Below are 25,857 nucleotides of genomic sequence, written 5' to 3' on the forward strand. Positions count from 1 at the left end.
TGTATAGATTATTGGTTACTTTTCACAACCAAAAGTAATTTATTTTGTCGCGGATCTACCAACGGATCCAAGATCCGCAAATGCTTCATCCAAACGTTCAGCCATACCTTTTTCACCAGCGCGTAACCATTTACGTGGATCATAAAATTTCTTCTGAGGGTTACCCGTTTCAGGATCAATTTGATGATGGAAAGCCACATTATTTTCTTCTACATAAGCGCCAACGGCTTCGGAAAATGCGAATTGTGTATCCGTATCAATATTCATCTTAAACACACCATATTCGATAGCAGCAGCAATCTTGTCTTTTTCAGAACCTGATCCACCGTGGAATACCAAATCCAACGGATTGTGATCGGTACCTTTTTCTTTCGCTACTAATTCTTGTGATGCCTTCAAGATCTCTGGACGAAGTTTCACATTACCAGGCTTATAGACGCCATGCACGTTACCAAAAGAAGCAGCAACTGTGAAATGACCTAAATGATTCAATCGATTATAGGCTTCTAAAACGTCTTCAGGCTGCGTATATAATTTTGCATTATCCATCTGATCTTCATCGATATCAGACCCAACACCATCTTCTTCACCACCAGTTACACCTAGTTCAATTTCCAAACTCATACCAATCTTAGCCATGCGTTCAAGAACACGTGCGCTTTCAGAAAGATTGAATTCCAGATCATCTTCAGACAAATCAAGCATATGGGAAGTAAATAATGGCTTACCATGTTTTTCATAATAAGCTTCACCATGATCTAGTAATGCTTCGATCCATGGGATCAAAGAACGGTTCGCATGATCTGTGTGAAGAACGACTGCCACACCATAATGTTCCGCTAACAAATGAACATGCTGTGCAGCAGAAACTGCGCCAAGGACTTTCGCCTGAAAACTATCTTCTAAAGCCGCCCCAGCGTAGAATTGCGCTCCACCATTCGATAATTGAATGATCACATCTGATTCGTTTTTTGCCGCTGCTTCTAAAACAGCATTTAAGGAACTGGTACCGACAATATTCACCGCGGGTAATGCAAAACCACCTGCCTTACAGTGATCAACCAAAGCTTTATAATCTTCACCATAAACAACACCCGGCTTTAATTTTAAGCTCATCGCCCATTCCTTTCACGTCTGATCGACTTTATTGACCCCAATCGCCACACATATAATCTATGCGTAAAATCTGCCTTCATATGCCCTAAAACATACCAATAAAGCAAGATTCAAATCGCAAATTGGCCCTGATCTGAAATTAAAACTCTGTTAAAGCAATGAAATAATAGAATTCGTTGTCTAATCGCTGAAAAAAGCTAAAATAGAAGCAAGACATTCAACGAGATTTTAGAGCGAATCGAAACAATATGACTGAGATTCATTTTGACCAAAGCAAATCACAAAACACAGATCGTGTTTCAGTGACATTCGATTTGCACTATCATACAAATATCTATCGTTATTCTCCGTCCAAACGAGATCAACGTTTAGCCTTACATCGCCAATGTTTAAAAGAGACAAATGTAGATTTTGTTGCGTCCACCGAACACGGCTATAAATCGCCATTAGATGCTTATCTGTTTCTAAGAGACGCAACAGAGGGTCTTCATACGACAATTTTACCTGCCGTTGAGGCTGTTTCATCTGAAGGGGTTGATATTATTTATATCTTCCGTGATGAAGCAGATTTACGACGTGGATTAGATAAGCTCCCCCCTTTTGAATGGTCTGTGAACAATATGAACCGACTACGTGATGATTTAGGCGCAATCACAAGTATTCCACACCCCTTCACGCCAGGAAAAACGGGCCTAGCCAACGCAGTAGGCGATAAACGTTTTATGGAGCTACAAGAAGAAAGCGATTATGTGGAAATTCACAATGGGCTTAGTCTACACTTCCTAGAAAACGGTATTAAAGACGGCCAGTTGGTTGCACCACCTGCACTAAAACGCAAAGTTAATTATACGTATCGCTTACCCAATGAATTTCGCCTAGATCATGTGGGCTGGTCTGTAAGTTCTGATGCACATTTTCCAACGCACCAAATGATTGTCGGTACTGTCGATTTACCAGAAAACCATCAAACTATTCCAAATGACTGGTTTTCCTTCCTTCAACAGCGCCATAAATTTCGTAAAAAAGAAGTTCGTGAAAGCAATAAAAAACAATGGATGAATGTGTGGCATATGTTGCAAAGTGGCTATTGTACAATGGAAGAAGCTATCGAAAAAAGAGCACAAAAAAGTGGCTTAATTAAAGTTGCAGCTGATCGACATCCTGATGCCGCATAAACTTTCCGTGAAACTTTGATAAAATGGATGAGAAATTATTGTTTCATCCCTTCTGATCAGATAAAAGCCCTATAATAGTTTTTCATATCAGGGCCTCATTTATCCATGGATTACTTCAACGAAGATGAAAGAAAGAAGCAAAAGGAATTTGCAGCATGGCGCGATCGTGCGCTCAATCCTGTGATCAAGTTATTTCTTACTCTTCGATTAAGCCCAAATCACATCACAATTATTGCTATTTTATGTCTGATCACAGGCGTCACCCTACCAACACAATTTGAATATTGGTGGGTTATTAGTATCTTACTATTTTCTTATTGTGTTCTGGATGGTTTTGATGGGCCGCTGGCGCGCCGAATGGGTAAAGCCCATGAAGGCGGTGCAATGGTGGATATGGCCGCAGATCAAATCGGTGTTCCCTTAGTTGCTGCTGCAGGTGCATGGCATTGGGGGGTAGACCCTTGGAGTGCAGTTATTTTTTCTGCCTCTTATATTTCCTTTATTATGCTGGCTGTCTATGCAAACCAACACCAGATCCAGCTCTGGACTTTTCTGCGTGTGAAATATTTCTATTATTTCCTCTATTGCAGCTCTGCCCTGATCCAATTCGAAATTTTAGTTTATGCAACATCGGCATTCGCTATTTACTACAGCTTCTTCTGTATTCATGCCTTGCAGCGTATATACAAGCATTTCGATCAATTACATGAGGCGAGTAAATCGGCTAATTCTGTAGAAGGAACAACCAAATGAGTTCCAATACACCAAAAGGTGTTTTGAAGAGGTTAAGACATCGTAAAAATAAAGAATTTTGGTGGTCGAAAGCTTTTCGATATCTTCACTATAAACTCATTATTCCGATTCAACGCGAAAAAGACTCACCACATCTTATTGCCTATAGTGTGATGATTGGACTTTTTGTCGGTTTCACACCAAGCGTTGGCATTCAAATGCCCGCTTTGTTTGTGATCTGGTGGATCGCCAAAAAGATCTTTAAGTTTAACTTTAGTCTTCTTATTGCAATTGCTTGGTCATGGTTTTCCAATGCAGCAACCATGATTCCCCTCTATTATCTGTTTTACGCGACAGGTCGATTGATATTGCCAACTGATGAAGATGATTTTTCTTTTGAAGATTTCTCAAGCTATATCAGCAGTAATTTAAGCGCAGATGCAGGAATCGCAGAATCTTTTGAGTTTCTGATAGATTTAATAGAACTAGTTGGTTCAAGCCTGTTGATAGGCAGCCTTCCATGGGCAGTTGGATTGAGTTTACTGGGATATTGGTTATCACTTCGGGCGACACTAAGCTATCAAAGATTTCGCCAAGAACGTATGCTTAAAAAGCTCCATGAAAAAAGCGATCAATAATTGATCGCTTTATTTCTTATCGTTTCCAATTTCTAAGAGCCTCAATAGCCCCTAAGATTTCATCATGCCCTGCAGCAAATGAGAAACGCATGGTATGATGACCATTAAATGGATCAAAGTCTAACCCCGGTGTTACAGCCACCCCCGTCTCATTTAAGATACGTTGGCAGAAAGTAACCGAGTCATCTGTTAAATCAGATACATCCGCATATATATAAAAGGCACCATCTGAGGGAGCCAATTTATCAAATCCTAATTCTGGCAATGCGTTTAACAAAACTTCACGGTTTTTTGCATAATTACGAATATTCAGATCTAACTCTTCCTTTGCATCAAAAGCAGCAACAGCGGCAACCTGACTTAAAGTGGGTGCGGAAATGAATAAATTTTGTGCCATAGACTCAATTTGGCGTTTTAAATCCTGCGGCATAACCAACCAACCAAGACGCCATCCAGTCATAGAAAAATACTTAGAAAAACTATTAATAATCAAAGCATCTTTTGTATATGACAAGGCAGTTTGAAAACCACGCCCGTAACTAATACCTTGATAGATTTCGTCAGATACCAAACGAATATCATGTTCTTCACAGAAATCAATTAACGCCTTTAACTCGGCATCTTCCAACATGGTGCCACTTGGATTAGATGGACTTGCCAATATCAAACCATCTAACTTGCCATTTTGCAGAGCTTTATTAAGTAATTCTGGACTGGGTTGATATCTATCTTCTGGCCCAGTTTCTAACAATACTGGCTCAACACCTAACATATTCAAGATATGACGATAACAGGGATATCCCGGAGCTGCGAGCGCAACTCTATCCCCTGGATCAAAAGCAGATAAGAAAGATAATAAAAATCCCGTTGATGATCCTGTCGTAATAATAATATCTTCCGAAGAGACATCAACACCATAATCTTCCATGTAGTGAGACGCTATAGCGCTTCGTAATTCAGGAATTCCTAAGGCAACGGTGTAGCCTATCTTATTAGTGTCCAAAGCATATTTAGCAGCCTCAATAACTTTCTTTGGGGCCCCTGTTCCAGGTTGTCCTACTTCTAAATGATAAACAGCTTGTTGACTTGCTTCTCGTTCGGCAGCCGCGCGCATAACTTCCATAACAATAAAAGCAGGCACATTGGAACGGCCAGATTGCTTTAACGCCATTTTCGTATCCTTAGAAAATAAGTAAATATAATTTGTCTAGACTAAGAATTGTTTATTCAGAAGTCATCAAGCTCAGGCCATGCCCACGAGGGTCCGTGAATGTCAAACATCCTGCACCAACATCTTCACGTGGCAAACCATTCTTGCAATATACCGCATTCAAACGACTGGAGAGCTCAGCGCGATCAATACGATATCCCTTCTCTTTTAATCGTGAGATCACTTCAGGATCAAAACTATCCTCAACTAATACAGTTCCAAGGTCAGGTGATAATCCCATACGTGGTTCTACCAGTGCATCAATTAAATTTTTCTCATTCACTGCGACATCAAGCATTACATTCATTGCACTTAATTTCTTTACGGAACCACCTGCACCTGCAATAGCCCCATGAAAACTATTTGCACCGGTACTAATCACCGCCATTGGCGCTAAATTCAATGGATTACGCGTTTTTTTATCAGGACTCGCGGCAATCATGAAACCTAAGCCTTCTGCCATTCGTCCCGTGCCAAAGAGGTTGTTAAGACTAATATCACAAATGGCTGCATTGCCACTTCTATCAACAACAACAAATCCTGTATTGTAGGAGTTTTCGCTAAACTTCACATTAGCTAGGCGATTTGTAGATACTTTAGAGATGTCAAATCCACTCATAACTTGTTCTGCATGTTCTGAACCAGACAACTGATCAACAGGAATGGCGATCTCCCAGCCGGCTTTCACATATTCTTGCTGATGTGCGTATGCGCGTTTGGAAGCTTCTAACAACAAGTGTAATCGATCTACCCCGGACAAATCTTCATAGCGTTCATCTGCATTAGCTAAGGCGAGTGCCTCAGCCATAACGGCACCTCCTCCAGCAGGAGCTTCTGGCGTATAAAAAGTATAATTGCCGGCCTGTACACCATAAACACCACGCCATTCTGGGAGGTAATTACGTAAATCTTCTTCCGATACATTACCGCCTGCAGCTTGAATACCTTCAGCAACTTGACGGGCAAAAGGCCCTTGATAGAAAGCACCGGCCCCTTTTGCACGAATTTGTGCTAATGTTGCTGCTAAATCTACTTGATCGAACCGATATCCTTCGGAATGAATCCACCCTTCTTCATTTACAAAAATTTCTTTTACATTTGCGTCTTTCATTAATGGCCCTTCAGCCAAAGTAACGTCAGCGCGTGCCGCCCGAGAGAATCGATGACCATATCTCGCATATTGTTCAGCAGGTAAAACAAGTTGACGCCAATCCATTGTTCCATATCGTGCATGCATGACCGCCATGCCACGCACCATTCCCGGAATCGCAGCCGCGCGGTCACCTGTTTTCAAGCTACCCTCACCGCCCGTAAAATCCAGCGTTTCTGTCAAGCCAATCGCACCATCATGCATAAGACAAACTCCACCAGCTCCAAGTCCAGCGCGTCCAGGATAAGTTGCTGCCATTGTGAAGGACATTGCAATAGCGGCATCGGCTGCAGTTCCGCCAGCGGTCAACACGTCACGCCCAACAAGCACGGATGTTGGTTCGTCTCCAGATATCGCACCATAGAAGCCCTGTACATAACCAATCTGGCCTAATGGTACTTCCTCGTCTTGAGCGCAAGCAGACAATAGCAATCCGGAAGCAATTGCCAAAGAAGTTACTGCTCGTTTCGTGAAAAATGAAAACTGGGGTTTGCGTGTTTCGCAATTCATCCCTACATTAGATTTTTCTGCGACAAGATTGAGCTTTTGAAAATGCATCGACTTAAAACCCTATATAAATGGATATGTTCTTTTATCGTTGTATGGTTAATGGCGCATAGCCTAATCACATCTGCGGCGAGTGCAAGCTCTATCAGTTATATTCGTGATACAGAAATTGAAAATGCAATCCGATATTATTGCCAACCAATCTTTGAAGTTGCAGGACTGGATGCAGCCTCAGTAAATATTCACATCATTAATGATAAGCGTCTAAACGCCTTTGTGGCCCAAGGACAGCAGATATTTATCAATACAGGAACAATCGCTGCAGCAGAAAAACCTGAAGAAGTTATTGGCGTTCTAGCACATGAAACTGGGCATATTACGGGCGGGCATTTATCACAACTTTATGCCAATTATGAACGTGCACAAGATATCAATATCGCCGCTGCAGTACTTGGGATACCTTTGGCGATTCTCTCCGGGCAGCCTGAAGTCGCAATTGCTGCTCTTGGCTTAGGGTCTCAGGTCGCAACCCGCGGCTTCCTAAAATACACACGCGCAAATGAAGAAGCAGCCGACCAAGCAGCTCTGACTTTTCTTGATGCTGCCGGAATCACCAGCGAAGGTATGCTAACCTTTTTAAATAAAATTCATAAACAAAGCCAAATCTATTCCGACGCGCAAAATCCTTATTCTCAAACACATCCACTAACACAGTCACGTGTTAACTTTGTTGAACATCATACTCAACGTTCAAGTTATACCGGCAAAAAAATGTCCGAAGAATTCTATCGAATTCATGATCGCATTCGGGCAAAAATAATCGGCTATGTGGATGGCTTGGAAACAGTAAATAAAGTTTATCCAGAATCGGATAATTCAATCCCGGCACAATATGCACGTGCAATTGCACATAAAGAAAACGGGAATTACGATCTTTCATTAGAAATTGTAAGAAGTTTACAAGCTCAAGTACCTGAAGACCCCTTTTTTATTGAACTAGAGGGCGATATTTTGTTGGATGCTGCTAGAATTGAAGAATCTATTGAGGCTTATGATCGTGCGCTTGCTATTATCCCATGGGCTGCCTTAATTCATCAAAATGCTGGACGTGCACGGATAGAAACTCAGGACCCTGAACTCTTACCAGCCGCGCTGAAGAACTTAAAAACGGCAGCCCGTCTTGAACCTAATGTATCCTCTAATTGGCGTTTATTGGCTACCGTATACGGACGAATGGGTGACCAGGCAAATACAGCGCTTGCTCTTGCAGAAGAAGCTTTGCTCAGAAATAGATTACCAAATGCAGTTACTCAATCCAACAAGGCATTAGATCTATTACCTCGTGGTAGTGCCGGTTGGTTACGTGCGGAAGATATTAATCTTCGTGCAAAAGATTTACAAAAAGACAAAAAATCTTAACTTGTCGATCAACTGCTCATCATAAGTTTGTGAAGTGATATAAAATGCATCACCAAGCCCTTGCAACTCTGCCATCAAATAGCCACTATCAACAGTAATAAAACGTCAATTATCTATCTGCATACGGGACTTCGTTATGGGATCAATTAAATCCAGACTTTTTAATTTAACAGCAGCTTCTGCGATTCTGCTATCTTCAACAGCCTTCGCAATGACGGCACACGCACAAGATATTTCCAATATCACAAAAGAACAATTGGAAGAGATCATTCATAACTATTTGATGGAGAATCCTGAAGTTATGATCCGCTCTCTTGATGCCTATTATCAAGAACAAGAAAAGCTGGCTGAGGCAGAATCAGCAAAAACGTTAGAAGGTCTTTTGCCTGCAATCAAAGAAAGTGACGAATATCCTGTTGCAGGTAATCCTGAAGGTAAAGTGACCATGGTTGAGTTTTTTGACTATAACTGTGGATATTGTAAACGCGTGTTACCGCAGGTGAACAATATCATTGAAGATGATGAGGATGTGCGCGTTCTATTTATTGAGCTCCCAATTCTTAGCCCAACTTCTGTTATTGCCGCAAAAGCAGCCCTAGCGGCGGATATGCAAGGCAAGTATATGGATTTCCATGTCGCTATGATGAGTGCCCGCGGCGGTATTACTGAAAAACGTGTTTTCCAAGTAGCAGATTCCGTTGGTTTGGATGTCGACAAGTTAAAAGTCGATATGGAATCAGAAGAAGTAACTGGGAAAATCAGCCGTAATCGTCAAGTTGCGCAAATGTTAAACCTTTCAGGCACCCCTGCTTTCATCATCGGTGATGAAATCGTCCGCGGGGCGATTGGTGAAGATGCTATGCGTGGCCTGGTGGAAAAGGCCAAAGAGGAAAGCTAAGAGGTTTTTCTAATCATGAAATTCGACAATCCCCTTACCAAAGGGAAATTGATTAAACGCTACAAACGTTTCTTGGCAGATGTAGAACTGGCGGATGGGTCTGTTGTTACAGCCCATTGCGCCAATTCTGGTTCTATGATGGGTCTAAAAGACGAAGGTTCGGGTGTATGGTTGTCGCCTAACACCAATCCAAAAGCAAAATTGGATTGGCGATGGGAACTTGCAAGTCAGGATGGTATCCCTGTTGGCATAAATACATCTCGCCCCAATGCAATTGTCGAACAGGCAATTATTGATGGAAAGATCACCGAACTTTCTGGTTATGCAAACACCAAGCGCGAGGTAAAATATGGCAAAAACAGCCGAATTGATATTTTGCTTTCCGATGACAATAAACCAGATTGTTACGTCGAAGTTAAGAACGTAACCTTACGTCGTCTGGATGGCGCTTATCCCGATGCTGCAGAATTTCCTGATGCAGTTACCGCGCGTGGGGCGAAACATCTAGATGAAATGTCTGATATGGTCGCCCAAGGTCATCGTGCTGTTATGGTCTATCTGGTTCAACGCCCAGATTGTAATGAATTTAGACTAGCGAGTGATATTGACCCCACATACAAAGCAGCTTTCCTGAAAGCACGAGAAGCAGGTGTAGAAGCTGTTTGTTATGATTGTGACATTACGGAAACAGAAATCACCATTCGAAATCCACTTAAAATTTCTATAGATTGACATTTTCTACTATAGATTACCGATAGTTTCACACCACCCCCTTGGCGAATGGCCGAGTTCGAGGTAAAAGAAGCAAATGCAAGATATTCATATATTGAATATTGCTGATAAAAAGATTTGATGTGATTAAGAAAGATTTGTCTGATGGACGACTATAACGACCCTGATTCTGGCCGTATTAAAATTCATACACCTGAAGATTTTGAAGGTATGCGCAAAGCTGGCCATCTTGCGGCTGAGTTGTTGGATCATATCACTCAATTTGTTGAGCCTGGTGTAACCACAGATAAACTCGACCAAATTTGTCATAAATATATTCTTGATCACGATGCGATTCCCGCACCATTGAACTATCGCGGCTTTCCTAAATCTATTTGCACCAGTGTAAATCACGTGGTGTGTCATGGTATACCCGACCCAAGCAAGAAACTTAAGAATGGTGACATCATTAACATTGATGTAACCGTGATTGTAGATGGCTGGTATGGTGATAGTAGCCGCATGTATATGGTTGGCGACAAAATTCCTGTAAAGGCAAAGAACCTGGTGCGCGTCACCTATGAATCCATGATGATTGGTATTGAGATGGTGAAACCGGGTGTGACATTGGGTGACATCGGTTCTGCAATCCAACAACATGCAGAAAAACATCGTTTTTCCGTTGTTCGTGATTTCTGTGGTCATGGCATTGGTCGTGTTTTCCACGATGCACCTAGTGTCTTGCATTATGGTACACCGGGTACAGGTGCAGTCCTGCAAGAAGGTATGTTTTTTACCATAGAACCTATGGTAAATGCAGGAAAATATGCATGTAAAGTTCTACAAGATGGTTGGACTGCTGTAACCAAGGATAAGTCCTTATCCGCCCAGTTTGAACATACGATTGGCGTAACCAAAGATGGTTATGAAATCTTCACAGCCTCTCCTAAGGGCTGGACACAACCACCTTATGTATAAAGTTCTGACTGAATGGGGGAAGAAGTCAGAAAAGATCAATTGGGCCACAGGAAACGTCTTCGCACACGTTTCCTGAAAGACCTTGGTCGGGCAATGGAAGATTACGAACTTCTGGAATTGATTCTAACTCAGGCAATCCCGCGTGGCGATGTTAAGCCATTGGCAAAGCGTCTTATTGCCTCTTTCAAATCTTATGCTGGTGTTTTATCTGCCACACCTGAAGAATTACAAAAGGTCGAAGGCATCGGGGAAGCAGCCGTTGTAGCCATCAAACTTTCCCAACAATCGGCTTTGCGTTTATTAAAACAAGAAGCTTTTAAAGGGCATATCCTGAATAATTGGCAAAACCTGATGGACTATCTTCAGGCCGCAATGGGTCGAGAGAAAGTCGAACAGTTACGTATTCTTTATCTTAATCAGAAAAATCACTTAATCGCTGATGAGGTACAAAATATTGGTACGGTAAATCACACACCACTCTACCCAAGAGAAATCGTGAAACGTGCCCTCGACTTAAGTGCTGTTGCCATCATCATCGTACATAACCATCCAAGCGGTGACCCGGCGCCATCACAGGAAGACATTCAAATAACCAATATGGTTAAAGATGCAGGCAATAATCTTGGCATCATATTACATGACCATATTATCATTGGGCATAACAGCTATCTAAGCTTTAAAACCCAAGGTCTACTATGACGATTTAGTCTGCCCAACAGAATGTTAAAAATCCGTCCCAATCAGCATCCATAATACGTTGATCTAAAATCTCGTTATCTTGCAATCCAGACTGCGCATCTACATGAGACACAACATAGGCTGCATTCATCGCAGCTTTCTTAATAGAGATATCTTTTGATCGTCCCATGGCAAGTTCGGACACACAGGTGGATGCAAAGCTATCCCCTGCCCCGGCAGTTCCGCGTACTTTTGCCTTATGACTTGGACAGAAAATTATCCCATCTTTGTCAGCCAAATAAGCACCGCGTTTTCCATCGGTCAGAAGAAAGCTTTTAATACCACGCTCCAATAGTGCATCAAACAAGGTCGGCAACGTCATAGAGAAACCATGACTTTCCAACCCCTTTTTCATTAAATGAGGCCAATACTCTACATCCACGGATTGATCACAAACTACAGTATTTCTCTCTTTGCGATGTACAGATAGCTCCGGAATCAATTGGGCGGTTTCTCGTTCATTTAAAATCAACATATCGATTTTATCCAGAACACTATAAAACGCCTGACTACGCGAAGATAATTGCCGAATTCCGGGATTACAGGCAACCATAGCACCAGCTTCTTTAGCCAAAGTCACAATCTTGGCAAAACAATCCGCAGAATCGCCACTTAACCCTGTAATATAAACAAGATCACGATCCTGAAATAAACTCGGCTGAATATCTTCTTCTTGCAAAGTCGTATTTGATCCGCGCGCAACAAAAATTGTTGGATTCTTCGCGTGACTGGCAATCATCACGGCACGGCCTGTTGGTTCAAGATGATCAATCAAGATAGGACGCGTATCAACATTTTCGGCACGAAGCTGGCCTTGTACTTTATGCCCTTCTGCATCATCACCAACTTTCACAAGACATGCGACATCTGCACCGCGACGAGCCATCGAAACAGCTGCATTTGTTGCACCACCTCCGACATAGAAATCTACGGATTGAGCTTCTACTTTCTTGCCTTCTTCCAATAGCAAAAAACTAGAATACGCATTTTCCATCGTCATACGTTCAAGATTATGATCTTCAACTGACGCAATGATATCAACTGTAGCCCCGCCTATGGTTAACGCTTTCATGGTATTTATCCTTACTTTTAGCCTTGTTAAGGTAGCGTCGCCTCACTATCTTTATTAGACATCTGTAGAGTAAATGGATTTGACTAGGTAAGCCAATGAAAAACAACTTGAAAAAGATTTCCACAACTTTTGCCTTCCTTCTGATTTTATTTGGAATTAGTCAAGTTGTTCATGCTGCGGAAGCTATATCTGTAATTAAACCCTTTTTTGGTACATATGAAGGTGACGCAATATCTTCAGCGGAAGAAGCAGACAAAAGATCTCTACGGGTAAAAGTATGGCCAACTGGCGATGACTCTTTTCATCTCATATGGGAAACGACGGTCCATAAAACCGATGGACGAGAGAAAGTCACAGAACACTCGGTTGAATTCCGTGTCTCTAAACGGGACGGCGTTTACGGTTCAGCTATGCGCAAAAATCTATTTGGTAAATGGGAACCTTTGAACCCAATGAAAGGTGATCCATACATATGGGCCAAAATCAAAGATGACACTTTTATCGTATACGCCATGATAATCACCGAAGATGGCGGATATGAAATGCAACAATATAACCGCCGTATCATTGACGATGAGACAATGGAACTTGTATTTAATCGCATCCGTGACGGTGAAAAACTTCGTACGATTAAAGGTTTCCTAAAGCGTGTCGAAAGCAATTATCCATAAAGGCTAATTGCATTTCTCCATAGATACACGATTGTCATGATATGCGGCGCCTCCAACAGGACTTCCTGGATCTGCACCTGTCAAGATATTGACCCCCATACCGTCTAAATAAGCACTATTGGGCCAAATACTCTCTACGACCAAAGTATTTTTCTGAAGGTTTTCAGCGATCTCCACATGGATACGTAATGAACCACGTGCTGAAGATAAACAAACTAAATCACCTTCACTTAAGCCAGCTTCTTCTGCCATGGATTTTTCAACAATAACTGTCGGACGACTTTCTTTCGCAATAGATGTTGGCGTTTCCGTAAAACTGGAATTCAAGTAATTTCGGGCAGGCGCGGTTACCAATCGATAAGGATATTCCTCTGTCGCGCCTTCAATAACATTCCAATGATCAGGTAAAACAGGCATTTCTGCGCCCGGAATATTATTCATTCCATAACCTGCTTCAGGATTACCACTTTCAGACATGGATACCCAATCAGCTTTGAAATGAAACTTACCATCCTTATGTGCAAAACCATTTAAAAAATGCGCAGTTTCAAAGTCTGGAGCCTTATCAATCCAACGCTCTTTCTCAAGATTTTCCAACGTCTCGCCATAAGATTTATCTAGCATATCATCGATTAATTCACGTTCAGACATTTTCATACCAGGCAAGTCATCAATGCCAAGACGTTCAGCTAATGCTGCGTAAACTTCATGATTCGTACGGCATTCTCCTGGACGATCAATAATCTTTGGTCCAAATAGAACATGGGTATGCCCACCGCCCTTATAAATATCATCATGCTCAACAAATGTAGTTGCTGGCAACAGAATATCGGCCATCTTTGCAGTATCTGTCATAAATTGTTCATGAACAGCGACAAATAGATCATCACGCATGAAACCTTCTTTCACGCGTGCCAGATCTGGGCATATCGCCATCGGATTTGTATTCTGAATAATGGTAGCTTTAACAGGCACACCATTTTTCAAGGCATCTGGATCATTACATAAGATATCACCCATACGGGATTGATCCAAAATGCGGATCGACTTGTCACGCAAATCACGTCCTTGCACAAGACGACCATCCAACCCATACATACCACTATTGGATAATAACGAACCGCCTCCTAGATACTGCCAAGACCCAAGCACCACCGGGATAGAGTTCACCGCATGCATACTCGTTGCACCATTACGAGAACGTGTAAAACCATAACCTAATCGGAAAAACGTTTTCTTATGCGTACCAATTACTTTTGCAAATTCTTCAATCTGTTCAACAGAAAGCCCTGTAATCTCGGCAGCCCATTCTGGTGTTTTATCTTTAAGATGTTCTTCCAAAGCTTTTGGATCATCAGCGTATTTATCCATATAATCACGATCGGCATAGCAGTCACGAAACGCGATATGCATCGCTGCACAAGCCAAAGCACCATCCGTCCCCGGTTTTAAGATCAACCCCATATCTGATTGTTGAACAGTACCTGTATTGTAGACATCAATGGCGACAATCTTTGCCCCGTTCTTCTTACGGGCTTTCAGGGCATGGGTCATCACGTTTACTTGTGTATTAACCGCATTATTGCCCCAAAGGACAATCACCTCTGATTCAGCCATTTCACGCGGATCTACACCACGCAATTGTCCTGTTCCAGCAGTATAACCAGGCCACGCTAATGCGATACAAACAGTTCCATAGAAACCAGAATATCTCTTTGCATGACGAATACGTTCAATACCATCACGCTGAACAAGCCCCATGGTACCTGCATAAAATATCGGCCAAACAGACTCACTGCCGAACTCTGCTTCTGCAGTATTAAATTTCGCCACGATTTCATCTAAGGCTTCATCCCAAGAGATACGCTCAAACTGGCCACTACCTTTCGGACCAATACGTTTCATAGGATATAATAAACGATCAGGATGATGAACCCGCTCAGCATAGCGTGCAACTTTGGCACAGACGACACCATCGGTATAGCTGTTCTCTTTTGATCCACGAACACGACCTATTGTCTTGTCGTCTAATTTTTCCACTTCTAACGCACAAGTGGACGGACAATCATGTGGACAAGCGGTGAAATGCTTTTCAATTTTTTTAACTTCGTTCATAAGCTTTCGCAGCCTCTATAACCTGATCTTCATTTTTATTTAAGTAGCGTGCTAAACGGCGTAATGCTTCTTCAAGCACGTCATATTTTTTGCAGAAACAAAACCGAATAAAATGATCCGGCGCATCATCTTTATAGAATGCACTGACAGGTACAGCAGCAACACCACCATTCACCGTCATATCTTTACAGAAATCTACATCATTCATTTCAGATGACATAGATGAAATATCAACTGTAAGAAAATAAGTTCCCTCACATTCAATAACTGAAAAGCCCAGCGTTTCCAAACCAGCTTTCAAATAATCACGTTTCTGCTGCATTTCAATGGCAAGATCATCAAAATAACGCGCATCTTTTCTTAAACCTGCTGCCACCGCAATTTGTAAGTTAGGCGGTGTTGTAAAAGTTAAAAACTGATGTGACTTGGCAATTGTCGTTAACAACATCTCTGGGGCAGTAATATAACCAACCTTCCATCCGGTTAATGAAAATGATTTCCCTGCAGATCCAATACGAATGCAACGATCTCTCATACCATTGAAAGTCATTAATGGTTTGTGCCGATGTTTGTCAAAAAAGATATGTTCATAGACTTCATCACAAAGCGCAATACAATCATGTTTAATAACGAGATTTGCTATAAAAGATAAATCTTCCTCACTAAAGACTTTGCCCGCCGGATTCATTGGCGAATTTAGCAAGATAAACTTTGTTTTATCAGAAAAAGCTGCTTCTAACGCGTCCCTATCAAGCTTCCATTCAGGTGGTGTTATTCGTACTGGAATCGGCGTTGCACCTGCACGTTCTACCAAAGGCAGATAACAATCATAAAGCGGTTCAATCAAAATAACTTCATCGCCCGGATTTAGAAGCGCCAGACAACAATCCGCCAATGCTTCGGTTGCGCCAGACGTGACAAGCACTTCTTTTTGCCAATCAATGTCTAAACCATAAAACTTCATATTATGTTCTGCGACTGCCTGACGTAGGTCGGGATGTCCCATCATGGGTGGATATTGATTCGGTCCGGATACCAAACCTTCTGCAGCAATCTGCCTTATATCTTCAGGTCCATCCTCATCAGGAAATCCCTGCCCCAGGTTTACAGCTTCGCTCTCAATTGCGAGTCGAGACATAACTTCAAAAACAGTTGTCCCATAAGAAGATAGAATTTCGTTGGTTTCTACAGACATCAATCAAACTTTTTAAAAATATTAGTTCCTAAATTGAGGCGCATATTATCTGCCTGTCTTGCCGATGCCAATCTATGAATGTTTAAAAGCTGTGTAAATCATTAGGAAAGTAACAATCAGTAACAAAAACACATAAAAAAAGCCTGAATATTTAATAAAAAGCCAATAATGTGATATTCTAGTTAAAAAGTTAAACTACAGATATAAAACACAAAAAATTTATTAGACATTAAATATTATATTTGATTTACCTCAATTTAAATAAAATTGTATATATTTTCAAGGAGTTAATCATTCGCATACTACACTAACCAAGAAATACCCCTTATGGAATAATTGACATTCCGAATTCGTCGGACCATAAGGTTTTATATCGCAGTGCAATACAGACTTAAGCGGGAGACAATTAATCCTGCAAAGTCAATTATAAAGCAGTTTATTTAATAAGTTTCAAAATTGGAGAGTAATACCATGCTGAAACAAACAGAAATGATCATCAAGCCAGATGAAAGTCTTGGCTTTAACGCACGCATGACACATCGTGCATTCACCCGTGCCTTGCAGGCGCGCCTCACCAAACATAATATTCCAATTGGCCAATGGTATTATTTACGTGTGTTATGGCGCGAAGATGGCCTGACACAAAAAGCGCTAAGTGATCAACTTGGCATCATGGGACCTACCACTGTGGTTGCCCTGCGCGCGATGGAACGCGACGGGCTAATTAAGCGTGTACGAAACGAAAGCGATCGTCGTAAGATAAATATTTACCTATCCGAGAAAGGTAAGGCACTGGAAACAGAACTCAGCCCTTATATAGATGATATCAATCTTCAAGCATCAGATGAAATTTCCGAAGCAGATATAGAAGCATTTAAGCGAGTTAGCGAAAAGATTCGTCTTAATTTAGAGGCTTTCGAAGCGGCAGCCTAACTCATTGTTAGATGATCATATTTACCTGAAAGGCACAATTCTCTCTTTAGAGGTTGTGCCTTTTCTTTTTTTCTTGCGATACATCAAATTTTAATTAAATATTAACTAGGTCGGTTGTATATATAACTGATCACCTATGGGGATTTGGGGCTACGGTTACCATTTGATAACTATAAAAGAGATTACCCATGGGATTTTTACTTCGTATCCGTCTTCGTATTCTTCTTCCAGCACTTGTCATTTTTGCAGCAGCTCTTTCTACTATCTTGTCAGGGGGAACCAGCTATTTCATCGCGCAATCATCGCTTGTTGAAGAGTCTGAAAATAAGTTACTCGCGTTAGCTGAATCCAGAAAAAACGCTTTAAGGGATTATTTAAAATCCATCGAAGCAGATTTACTTATCCAAGCAGCAAACCCAACAGTTACTTCGACACTTGAAGGATATATAAAAGCCTGGGATAAACTTGGAGAAAATCAGAAATCAACACTTCAAAATCTCTATATCACTTCCAATCCTAACCCCATTGGTGAAAAACAAAATTTATTTGATGCAAAAGATGGATCGGACTACAGCGCTCATCACGCACAAAATCATGGCTGGTTCTTACAACTTCAACAGATGCGCGATTACTATGATGTTTTCCTTTTCGATACAGAAGGCAATCTGGTTTATAGCGTTTTCAAAGAACTGGATTACGCAACAAATTTAAATACAGGAAAATGGAAAGATAGCGGCCTTGGCAAAGTATATCGATCTGCGATGAAACAAACGCAACAAGGTCAAATCGCGTTTGAAGATTTTCACCCTTACGCCCCAAGTTTTGATGCGCCTGCCAGTTTTATCGCTTCCGCCGTTTTTACTCCATCCGGCAAAAAGATCGGCGTTTTAACGTTCCAAATGCCCATTGGCATGATCAATAATCTCATGCAGCAATCCGCTGGTATGGGAGAAAGTGGCGAAACTTATATTGTTGGCAGCGACCTTTTAATGCGTAGTGATTCTCGTTTTAGCGAAGAAAGTTCTATTCTAAAAATTAAAGTTGATGGAGAAACCTCAAGAGCGGCGCTCAAAGGAGAGACCGGCGTTGCAATTGTTGAAGATTATCGTGGCATCAATGTCGTGTCTGCTTATGCCCCCCTCTCATTTCATGGGATTGACTGGGGTATTCTTGCTGAAATGGATGAATCTGAAGTTCTGACAGCTGCACATGAATTAAGAAACTGGACCATTGGCATTCTTATTGTAACGATCCTTATAGCAGCAGCAATCGGCACGCCTCTTGGTATTGCGATCGCCTCACGTATTTCAAATCTGGTTGAAATGATGAGCCAATTGGGATCCGGTAAATTGGATATTGAGATACCGGATATCAAAGAAAATAATGTTTTTGGTCGAATGCTTGCCGTCATCATCAATTTCAAAGACAGCTTAATCGAAAATAACAAACTTTCAGAAGAAAATGCGAAAGAACAAGAAAAACAAATCAACCGTGCCTCAGTTCTAAGAAAACTAGTCGAAGATTTCGATTCAGATGCACAAAATGCTTTAACTGCTGTCTCCGGTGCCACTGGACAGATGAAGTCATCATCTGATGAATTAGGGCAAACTGTTTCTGAAACAAGCGAATTGGCAACAGGCGCAGCCGAATCGACAGCACTAGCGAGTAGCAATGTAGAAACCGTCGCGGCTGCTGCAGAAGAATTAGCGGCCTCCGTACAAGAAATCAGCGCACAAGTTCAAAGATCCACAGAAATTGCGTCTCACGCAGTACATGAGGCAAATCGCGGAGATCAATTGGTCAAAGGGCTTGAAGCCAGTACCATGCGTATTGGTGAAATATTGACACTAATTTCCGAAATCGCGGATCAGACGAATTTGTTAGCTTTAAATGCCACGATTGAAGCTGCACGTGCTGGTGATGCGGGTAAAGGTTTTGCAGTTGTTGCGAATGAGGTAAAATCTCTTGCCACCCAAACCGCAAATGCGACAGGAGAAATCAGTTCTCAAATCAGTCAAATTCAAAGCGACACAAAAGAAACTGTCACCGCTATTCAATCCATCGGAAAAATCATTGACGAAATGAATGAGATCACCTCTTCCGTATCTGCTGCGGTGGAAGAACAAGGCGCGGCAACACAAGAAATAGCACGTAACACACAACAAGCCTCTATGGGCACCAATGAAGTTTCTGAAAAAATTGTCGAAGTAAACCGAATGACAGACAATAGTGATAAAGTTCGTGCAGCGGTTTTAGATGCGACAAACCATATGATTACTGAGACCGATAATCTGAAACAAAATATTGATAAATTCTTAAGGGAAGTTTCCGTAGTTTAATAAATACATAATTTTGAAACTATAAATCACAGCTGATTTTGGTGGAAACGCCAAATATTCCTTGAAAAAAATGCTGTAATGCAGCATTAAACGTCACAACGTTATTCCCCGTTCATATTGTCAGGAGATCAGCTGTGATTCCACGTTATAGCCGCCAGGAAATGGTTCAAATCTGGGAACCTTCCAACAAATTCCGTATTTGGTTTGAAATTGAAGCCCATGCATGTGACGCACAGGCTGATTTAGGTGTAATCCCGAAAGAAGCTGCAGCTGCAGTATGGGAACGCGGCAACAAAGAATATACAGACGAACGTATCGCCCGTATCGATTCTATCGAGATGGAAACAAAGCATGATGTGATTGCCTTCCTAACTGAGCTTGCAGAAAACGTTGGAGATGAAGCACGCTTTGTCCACCAAGGTATGACCTCATCCGATGTATTAGATACATGCTTAAACGTTCAATTAGCACAGGCATCTGACCTGCTCATAAAAGATATGGAAGCATTGTTGGAAGCTCTTCAAGAACGTGCTGAAGAACATAAATATACAGTCACAATCGGTCGTTCTCATGGCATCCATGCTGAACCGGTTACATTTGGCTTGAAATTGGCTAAACATTACGCGGAATTTGCACGTGGCTTAGATCGCTTGAAAGCAGCACGCGCGGAAATCGCAACATGTGCTATTTCTGGTGCAGTTGGTACATTTGCTAACATTAACCCAGCTGTTGAAGAACATGTAGCGGAGAAACTAGGCCTCACTGTTGAACCCGTGTCCACACAGGTTATTCCACGTGACCGTCACGCGATGTTCTTTGCAACATTGGGTGTGATTGCCAGTTCTATTGAAAATTTGTCCGTAGAAATTCGCCATTTACAACGTACTGAGCTACGTGAAGCTGAAGAATTCTTCTCTAAAGGCCAAAAAGGCTCCAGTGCGATGCCTCATAAACGTAACCCTGTGTTGACGGAAAACTTGACTGGCCTCGCACGTTTAGTTCGTTCTTCTGTTGTGCCTGCGATGGAAAATGTGGCCTTATGGCATGAGCGTGATATTTCCCATTCTTCCGTTGAACGCATGATCGGCCCTGACGCAACAGTGACCTTGGACTTTGCCTTAGCACGTTTAACTGGTGTTGTGAAGAATCTGGTAGTCTATGGAGACAATATGCAAAAGAATTTGGATCAGCTGGGTGGTCTTCACAATTCCCAACGTGTGTTGTTACAATTAACACAAGCAGGTGTTAGCCGTGAAGATGCTTATCGTCTGGTTCAACGCAATGCGATGGAAAGCTGGAAATCAGGAAACTCATTCCAGGAATTGTTAAAGCAAGATGAAGAGGTTACACTGTCTAACGAAGTTATCGACAACCTCTTCGATATGGAGTACCACACAAAGCATGTGGACACGATTTTCAAACGGGTTTTTAAAGCCTAAGCATATTTCTTCTAGTGCAAATGCTGTTAAGCATTTTGCAAAGAAAGACTTATTGAATTCGACAAGTACCGGCACAAACTGGCGCAAGCTATTTTGTGCCGGACTTGTTTCTACGTCTATGATCACTGGTTTGGGCTTTTTCCCAGACAATGTATCTTATGCCCAACAAGGCGTAGATAACAGTTCAGTGAACCAAAAGTTTCAACAAGATGCATTTATTCAATTACGATTTACGGCTCTCTCACTTGATACGTTGGACGAAGTAGGTCAAGCACTAGAAGGCCTTGTTCGCGCCTTACTCGCCCGTGGCGATGTAGAAATGGCGATTGAAGAATCTGATCGTATCGAAGACACATTATGGCAAGCACGTGCTTTTTTATCTATTGCCCGCTATTATCGTTTACAGGGTTTTCCAGAAGAAGCACGTAAGTTTTTAGTTAAATCTTATGACGGCGCCGAAGATTTTGAACGTATTGAATTTAGCCAACATCTATATACATTAATTTCAAGCGAATATGCGTCTCTTGGTGATCTGCAAAATGCTGTTTCTTCGGCGGGTAATATCACCAGTACTCTAAACCGTATGAATGCTTTGCAAAAGGCGGCTCGGATTTTTTTACAGCAAGCAGATGATGGGCAGGATGCTACCACCTCAAAAAGCTCTGTCACTGAAATCTTGCGAGCTACATTTAAAGAAGCATCGACCCTCCCCGGTTCCAGTCAAACTTTGATTGACGTATTTGTTAACATTGCACGCTCACAAGCAAGAGCTGGTGACATTGAAGGTGCCAATATCACTCTCAAATACGCATTAGATAAGGTTGAAAAAGAAAAAGAGATTCAGAACTGGCATACACGTGCCTTAGCAAGAATTGCATCCGCATATACATATGCAAAAACACATTCCATGGCGATGGATGTTATGCGTCGAATTCCAGAAGGTGGTGAACGCGCAATCGCCCTAAGCGCTGTGGCAAAATCCATGGCCGAAATCGGCAATATTGATGCAGCTCTTCCCCTTTTTACCCTCGCGAAAGAACAAGCAAATCTTGAACAAAAGGATGAGCGTCGAGAACGTATTTTATCACTTCTTATTCGAGACCAAACTTTTGTCGGCCGGTTAGCTGATGCTTTTGTAACAGCAGGCCTGATTAAAAACCCCGAAGCACAAGCAACCGCTATCATGAATATGGGGTTCGTTTTAGTTGATCAGAATAAATTTAAAGAAGCAGAAGTTTTACTAGATTACATTCCATATCTTGGAATGCGTGCACCTATTTTTGCCGCTCTTGCCAGAGATAAATTCAAAAATTCTGATAATCCAGAAGCGGCAAGTATGCTTCTGGCTCAAGCTCTGGAACCTGTGAACGGTAACCTTAATTTAGAAATGTTGCCTGGTGCTTTAAAAGCAGTTTTGTCTGCGCAGTTAAACTACGGCTCGCCTGAATATGACGAAGGTATTTTCCGCCAAGCTTATGAATTAACAAAGCTTATTCCTGATAACTTAACCCGCGTGAATGCTTTGGCCCATTTGGCAACCGCTGATGCTGCCCGTGGTCGCATTGAAGAAGCAAAAAAGGTTATTAATAATGCCTGGACATTAGCTTTCCTATACAATGGTGGGCCAGATTATGCCAAGGCTCTTGCAAATATCACCCAAAGTCAAATCGCGACCGAGCAAATGCTTGATGCCATGGATACGGCAGCGCGTATTCCGCTTCCTTCGGAAGATAAGATTAACGATCGTGCACCGGACGGTAGTTTTAGAGCGCCACGCTTTGATTCTATTACATCCGTTGGTGTAGCAGCTGCAAAACTTCACGATACTGATATGGCAATCAGATCCGCCCGATTGATCAAACATCCTCCCGCGCGTGCTGCAGCCCTAGCAGCCGTTGCAGTGGCAATTGCTTTACCTGATGCTAGTTTAAGGGAGATTATCGGCATTGGTCCAACAGATCGCTGGTCATATGATTTCTTAAAAGTTGATAAACGTGCTCTGGAAATCACGGAGCAACATGTAATTGGACAGCAAGAAATTCTTCGCCCTCAGCTTGATGAAAGCTATGATGATAATATCGACATAAATTTGTTAGAAGAATTAGCTAATTCAGAAATCTAATAAAAAAAGAGCTGAAAGAACTAGCTTTCAGCTCTTCTCTTTTCATACTCTTAAAAGTCTTATTCACCTGCTTTTATTTCTCGGCGCGCCTCTTCCATAAGTTCTGTCATCTTTTTTTCTACTAAATATTTAGAAATATCGATGGAAGCTGCCTCAAGGTCCGCATGTACTTTATCCCTTACAACTTCAAGACCTCTGCGTTCCATATCCAGTTCAAATATTGAACGTGCATATGCTTCTGCTTCCGCTTCACTCATGCCAAGTTGTTCTGCTGCCCACATCCCAACCAAAGTGTCACGACGCGCAGCAGCCTTAAATTCAATTTCTTGATCATGGCTGAATTTATCTTCGTAAGCGCGCTCTCTATCTTCAAAACCGCTCATATCTGTCTCCGTCCCTAAAAGGTTCAAATCACGTATTTATAACTATATCATAATTTACGAAGAAACCCTACTAAGTCTTTGAGATAAGTCAGTTACGCAGAAAAAATTAAAGGTTATCAATTTCACATTGATAACTACCCGCAGGTAAAGAAATTCCAAAAACCTGCGCATAGAAAGATAGCTCAGTTTCCATAGCTTTCTTTATGTTCTCGGCTTGACGGAAACCATGCCCCTCTTTTGCAAAAAGAACATAGGCAACAGGTACTCCCTTCTGACGCAGGGCTGCAGACATTTGATCTGCTTGATTTGGTGGTACAACTTTATCATCTTCCCCCTGAAGGAAAAGAACAGGGCAGTTTAATTGTTCTGTATGATTAAGGGGGGAACGTTCTCTATAGATGTCTGCCTCTGCTGGCCAAACACCAACAAGCTTGTCCATATAGCGGCTTTCAAACTTATGAGTATCTTGTGCTAACATGGCCAAATCCCCTATACCATAAGAACTACATCCAGCTTTAAAAGTATCTGTAAATGTTAATGCTGCTAACGTTGTATAGCCACCAGCACTACCTCCCGCAATAATGAGGCGATCTTTATCGACTCTTCCCTGAGCAACCATATATTTTGCGGCATTTTCACAATCAATGACATCTAAAACGCCCCAATTCCCTGCTAAGCGATCGCGATATGTACGTCCATATCCAGTGCTTCCACTATAATTCACATCAAGCACTGCAAAACCACGGCTGGTCCAATATTGATACTTCAACGAAAGCGCAGACATAGACTGCCCTGTTGGTCCGCCATGACTTCGTACAATGACAGGAGGTAATTCACCAGCTGATGCCTCATAATTCGCATTTGCAGGCGGATAGAAATACGCATATGCAACACGCTCTTCGCCATTTGGACCAGATTGAGTAGGGAAAACAATTGTTTCAGCTTTTGATATACCTTCAGCTTCTATATCCAAATTCGCAGAAACCATTAAAACATCATGCGTCCCATCCGCCAGATCAAGCAAGATGATCTCATCTGGGCCATCTGCACGACCACCGTTAAACGCAACTTTATCGCCTTTCGCGACAACGGAATCAAATGTAACCCATGGTAAATCAAGGTGATCCCATTCGCCGGAGGTTGTTGTAAGTATACTTAAACGCCAATCTCCCTTAACTGAATTGGCCACAACTAAGCGATCACCATCCAATAAATCATAGCTACGCATACCAAAAACCCAATGTGGATAAGCACAATCACCCGCCAGAGGGAATTGGGTAATTTTTCCATCTTTATAGCTACAAATATTCCAATATCCACTTTCATCGGACACGAAATAGATTTGACCGTCTTTTGCATATTCTGGCTGTACGATGGATATATTTTCGCCACCCGCAATTTGCTCTATTCGCTCAAGGGAGCCATCTACATTGATATGAGCATGCATTAATCTTGTCGCATCCCAAGGCATGTCCGGATGCGACCATTCAATCCAACAAAGTTTCGATCCATCCTCAGAAAGACGCGGAGACGAATAAAAATCTGCGCCTTTGATTAAATGCACCATTTCTCCATTTAAAGAAATTGCCGACAAACGCGCTGTCGGTTCATGATCTTCCAGATGACGTTCTTCAGAAACACAGATCAAACGATCCCGGTGTTTATCCATTTGGAAATCAGCGTAACCGATCTTACTACTTTCAATTACCTGATTAACTTCGCCTGTAACTAAATCACCACATAAAATTGCTTGTTCAACAGGATCAGAGAAATACACCTTACCTTCATAAAGCGTGTAGGCACCGCCACCATATTCATGTACCCAACTACGCATATTATAGGGTTCTGGCAAAATGGTTTTGGGCGATTCGCCTTCAACACCCGCTTTCACTAAGGCTCCACGCCCTTTTTCACTTGGACGCCCTTCCTGCCAATAGAGGTCATTTCCTTCAAACATAACCTGACCAAGCCCGACAGCTCCCTGTGTCATCAACTCAGTTGTAATTGAGGAAACCCAACTGCCATAAGGCGCAATTTTCTTTGTCATTTCAATGCTTTCCAGAATAGAAAAAGGAAGAAGATAATCTTAACATAAAGAACAGAATCTCTTTTTACTACTGTTCCAGTTGAATAGATAGAAATCAAGTATGGAAATATTGTGGCGAGTATTTGTTTTAAATCTGCTTTTCGGGCTTTAACATGGTGCGAACCACTGCTATAACCCATTCATTATGCGTATATGTTGCGTATAAGACTAAGCATGAACTGGCTTTATGTAACCACATAAAGTGATCGTTTTACTTTTGACAGGTATAC

At 41.8% G+C, this 25,857-nt stretch carries 21 protein-coding genes; 13 read left to right on the forward strand and 8 right to left on the reverse strand.

Annotated elements, in window-relative coordinates:
- Positions 1 to 39 precede the first annotated feature (39 nt).
- Positions 40 to 1,116: a class II fructose-bisphosphate aldolase gene (gene fbaA / locus ACOQOA_RS04955; protein ID WP_420547539.1), complete on the reverse strand. Its 1,077-nt coding sequence runs from the start codon at positions 1,114 to 1,116 to the stop codon at positions 40 to 42.
- Between the two features lie 248 nt (positions 1,117 to 1,364).
- Here fbaA and ACOQOA_RS04960 point away from each other — a divergent pair, with 248 nt between their 5' ends.
- The 3 genes from ACOQOA_RS04960 (at position 1,365) to ACOQOA_RS04970 (ending at position 3,661) form a co-directional block, all read left to right on the forward strand.
- On the forward strand, positions 1,365 to 2,291 hold the full coding sequence (locus tag ACOQOA_RS04960) for a hypothetical protein (RefSeq protein ID WP_420547540.1): 927 nt from the start codon (positions 1,365 to 1,367) through the stop codon (positions 2,289 to 2,291).
- Positions 2,292 to 2,396: 105 nt separating this feature from the next.
- On the forward strand, positions 2,397 to 3,044 hold the full coding sequence (locus ACOQOA_RS04965; protein ID WP_420547541.1) for a CDP-alcohol phosphatidyltransferase family protein: 648 nt from the start codon (positions 2,397 to 2,399) through the stop codon (positions 3,042 to 3,044).
- Complete coding sequence (locus ACOQOA_RS04970; RefSeq protein ID WP_420547542.1) at positions 3,041 to 3,661, forward strand: DUF2062 domain-containing protein; 621 nt, start codon at positions 3,041 to 3,043, stop codon at positions 3,659 to 3,661. Before ACOQOA_RS04965 ends, ACOQOA_RS04970 begins: the two co-directional genes overlap by 4 nt.
- A 16-nt stretch (positions 3,662 to 3,677) precedes the next feature.
- On the opposite strand, the gene ACOQOA_RS04975 is transcribed toward ACOQOA_RS04970, so the two are convergent.
- Both ACOQOA_RS04975 and ACOQOA_RS04980 read right to left on the reverse strand, forming a co-directional pair.
- Positions 3,678 to 4,832 (reverse strand): pyridoxal phosphate-dependent aminotransferase, encoded by a 1,155-nt coding sequence (locus tag ACOQOA_RS04975; RefSeq protein WP_420547543.1) that lies wholly within the window; start codon positions 4,830 to 4,832, stop codon positions 3,678 to 3,680.
- A gap of 52 nt (positions 4,833 to 4,884) precedes the next feature.
- Positions 4,885 to 6,579, reverse strand: coding sequence for a gamma-glutamyltransferase (locus ACOQOA_RS04980; RefSeq protein ID WP_420547544.1), 1,695 nt, complete (start codon positions 6,577 to 6,579; stop codon positions 4,885 to 4,887).
- Between ACOQOA_RS04980 and ACOQOA_RS04985 the strand changes: the two genes are divergently transcribed.
- The 5 genes from ACOQOA_RS04985 (at position 6,574) to radC (ending at position 11,233) form a co-directional block, all read left to right on the forward strand.
- Complete coding sequence (locus ACOQOA_RS04985) at positions 6,574 to 7,947, forward strand: M48 family metalloprotease (RefSeq protein ID WP_420547545.1); 1,374 nt, start codon at positions 6,574 to 6,576, stop codon at positions 7,945 to 7,947. The genes ACOQOA_RS04980 and ACOQOA_RS04985 overlap by 6 nt on opposite strands.
- A 136-nt stretch (positions 7,948 to 8,083) precedes the next feature.
- Positions 8,084 to 8,845, forward strand: a complete 762-nt coding sequence (locus ACOQOA_RS04990) for a DsbA family protein (protein ID WP_420547546.1) — start codon at positions 8,084 to 8,086, stop codon at positions 8,843 to 8,845.
- 15 nt (positions 8,846 to 8,860) lie between these two features.
- Positions 8,861 to 9,577: a DNA/RNA nuclease SfsA gene (gene sfsA, locus ACOQOA_RS04995; protein WP_420547547.1), complete on the forward strand. Its 717-nt coding sequence runs from the start codon at positions 8,861 to 8,863 to the stop codon at positions 9,575 to 9,577.
- Positions 9,578 to 9,721: 144 nt separating this feature from the next.
- Positions 9,722 to 10,534 (forward strand): type I methionyl aminopeptidase, encoded by an 813-nt coding sequence (map, locus tag ACOQOA_RS05000; protein ID WP_420547548.1) that lies wholly within the window; start codon positions 9,722 to 9,724, stop codon positions 10,532 to 10,534.
- A 12-nt stretch (positions 10,535 to 10,546) separates the two neighbouring features.
- Entirely contained in the window at positions 10,547 to 11,233 is a 687-nt protein-coding gene (gene radC, locus ACOQOA_RS05005) for a RadC family protein (RefSeq protein WP_420547549.1), read from the forward strand.
- Positions 11,234 to 11,237: 4 nt separating this feature from the next.
- Here the strand turns inward: radC and ACOQOA_RS05010 are convergent, their stop codons facing one another.
- A complete protein-coding gene (locus ACOQOA_RS05010) occupies positions 11,238 to 12,344 on the reverse strand; it encodes a carbohydrate kinase family protein (RefSeq protein WP_420547550.1) in 1,107 nt (368 codons plus the stop codon).
- Between the two features lie 95 nt (positions 12,345 to 12,439).
- Here ACOQOA_RS05010 and ACOQOA_RS05015 point away from each other — a divergent pair, with 95 nt between their 5' ends.
- Positions 12,440 to 13,015, forward strand: coding sequence for a hypothetical protein (locus ACOQOA_RS05015; protein WP_420547551.1), 576 nt, complete (start codon positions 12,440 to 12,442; stop codon positions 13,013 to 13,015).
- Positions 13,016 to 13,018: 3 nt separating this feature from the next.
- Here the strand turns inward: ACOQOA_RS05015 and ACOQOA_RS05020 are convergent, their stop codons facing one another.
- Entirely contained in the window at positions 13,019 to 15,130 is a 2,112-nt protein-coding gene (locus tag ACOQOA_RS05020) for a molybdopterin-dependent oxidoreductase (RefSeq protein WP_420547552.1), read from the reverse strand.
- Entirely contained in the window at positions 15,117 to 16,325 is a 1,209-nt protein-coding gene (locus ACOQOA_RS05025) for an aminotransferase (RefSeq protein WP_420547553.1), read from the reverse strand. Before ACOQOA_RS05025 ends, ACOQOA_RS05020 begins: the two co-directional genes overlap by 14 nt.
- 471 nt (positions 16,326 to 16,796) lie before the next feature.
- On the opposite strand from ACOQOA_RS05025, the gene ACOQOA_RS05030 reads away from it, so the two are divergent.
- From ACOQOA_RS05030 to ACOQOA_RS05045, 4 genes are all read left to right on the forward strand, one after another.
- Entirely contained in the window at positions 16,797 to 17,258 is a 462-nt protein-coding gene (locus ACOQOA_RS05030) for a MarR family winged helix-turn-helix transcriptional regulator (RefSeq protein ID WP_420547554.1), read from the forward strand.
- Positions 17,259 to 17,446: 188 nt separating this feature from the next.
- Positions 17,447 to 19,597, forward strand: coding sequence for a methyl-accepting chemotaxis protein (locus ACOQOA_RS05035; protein WP_420547555.1), 2,151 nt, complete (start codon positions 17,447 to 17,449; stop codon positions 19,595 to 19,597).
- Between the two features lie 134 nt (positions 19,598 to 19,731).
- Positions 19,732 to 21,036, forward strand: a complete 1,305-nt coding sequence (gene purB, locus ACOQOA_RS05040; RefSeq protein WP_420547556.1) for an adenylosuccinate lyase — start codon at positions 19,732 to 19,734, stop codon at positions 21,034 to 21,036.
- Positions 20,999 to 23,158 (forward strand): tetratricopeptide repeat protein, encoded by a 2,160-nt coding sequence (locus ACOQOA_RS05045; RefSeq protein ID WP_420547557.1) that lies wholly within the window; start codon positions 20,999 to 21,001, stop codon positions 23,156 to 23,158. The genes purB and ACOQOA_RS05045 overlap by 38 nt, the downstream gene beginning before the upstream one ends.
- 59 nt (positions 23,159 to 23,217) lie before the next feature.
- Here ACOQOA_RS05045 and ACOQOA_RS05050 read toward each other — a convergent pair whose 3' ends face one another.
- Together ACOQOA_RS05050 and ACOQOA_RS05055 are read right to left on the reverse strand one after the other, a co-directional pair.
- Positions 23,218 to 23,541, reverse strand: coding sequence for a DUF1476 domain-containing protein (locus tag ACOQOA_RS05050; RefSeq protein ID WP_420547558.1), 324 nt, complete (start codon positions 23,539 to 23,541; stop codon positions 23,218 to 23,220).
- A gap of 106 nt (positions 23,542 to 23,647) precedes the next feature.
- Positions 23,648 to 25,588 carry a prolyl oligopeptidase family serine peptidase gene (locus tag ACOQOA_RS05055; protein ID WP_420547559.1) on the reverse strand — a complete coding sequence of 647 codons (1,941 nt, stop codon included), beginning with the start codon at positions 25,586 to 25,588 and terminating at the stop codon, positions 23,648 to 23,650.
- Between the last annotated feature and the right edge of the window lie 269 nt (positions 25,589 to 25,857).

The sequence above is a fragment of the Curvivirga sp. genome (assembly GCF_965219885.1).
Classification (GTDB): Bacteria; Pseudomonadota; Alphaproteobacteria; order UBA8366; family Aestuariispiraceae; genus Curvivirga.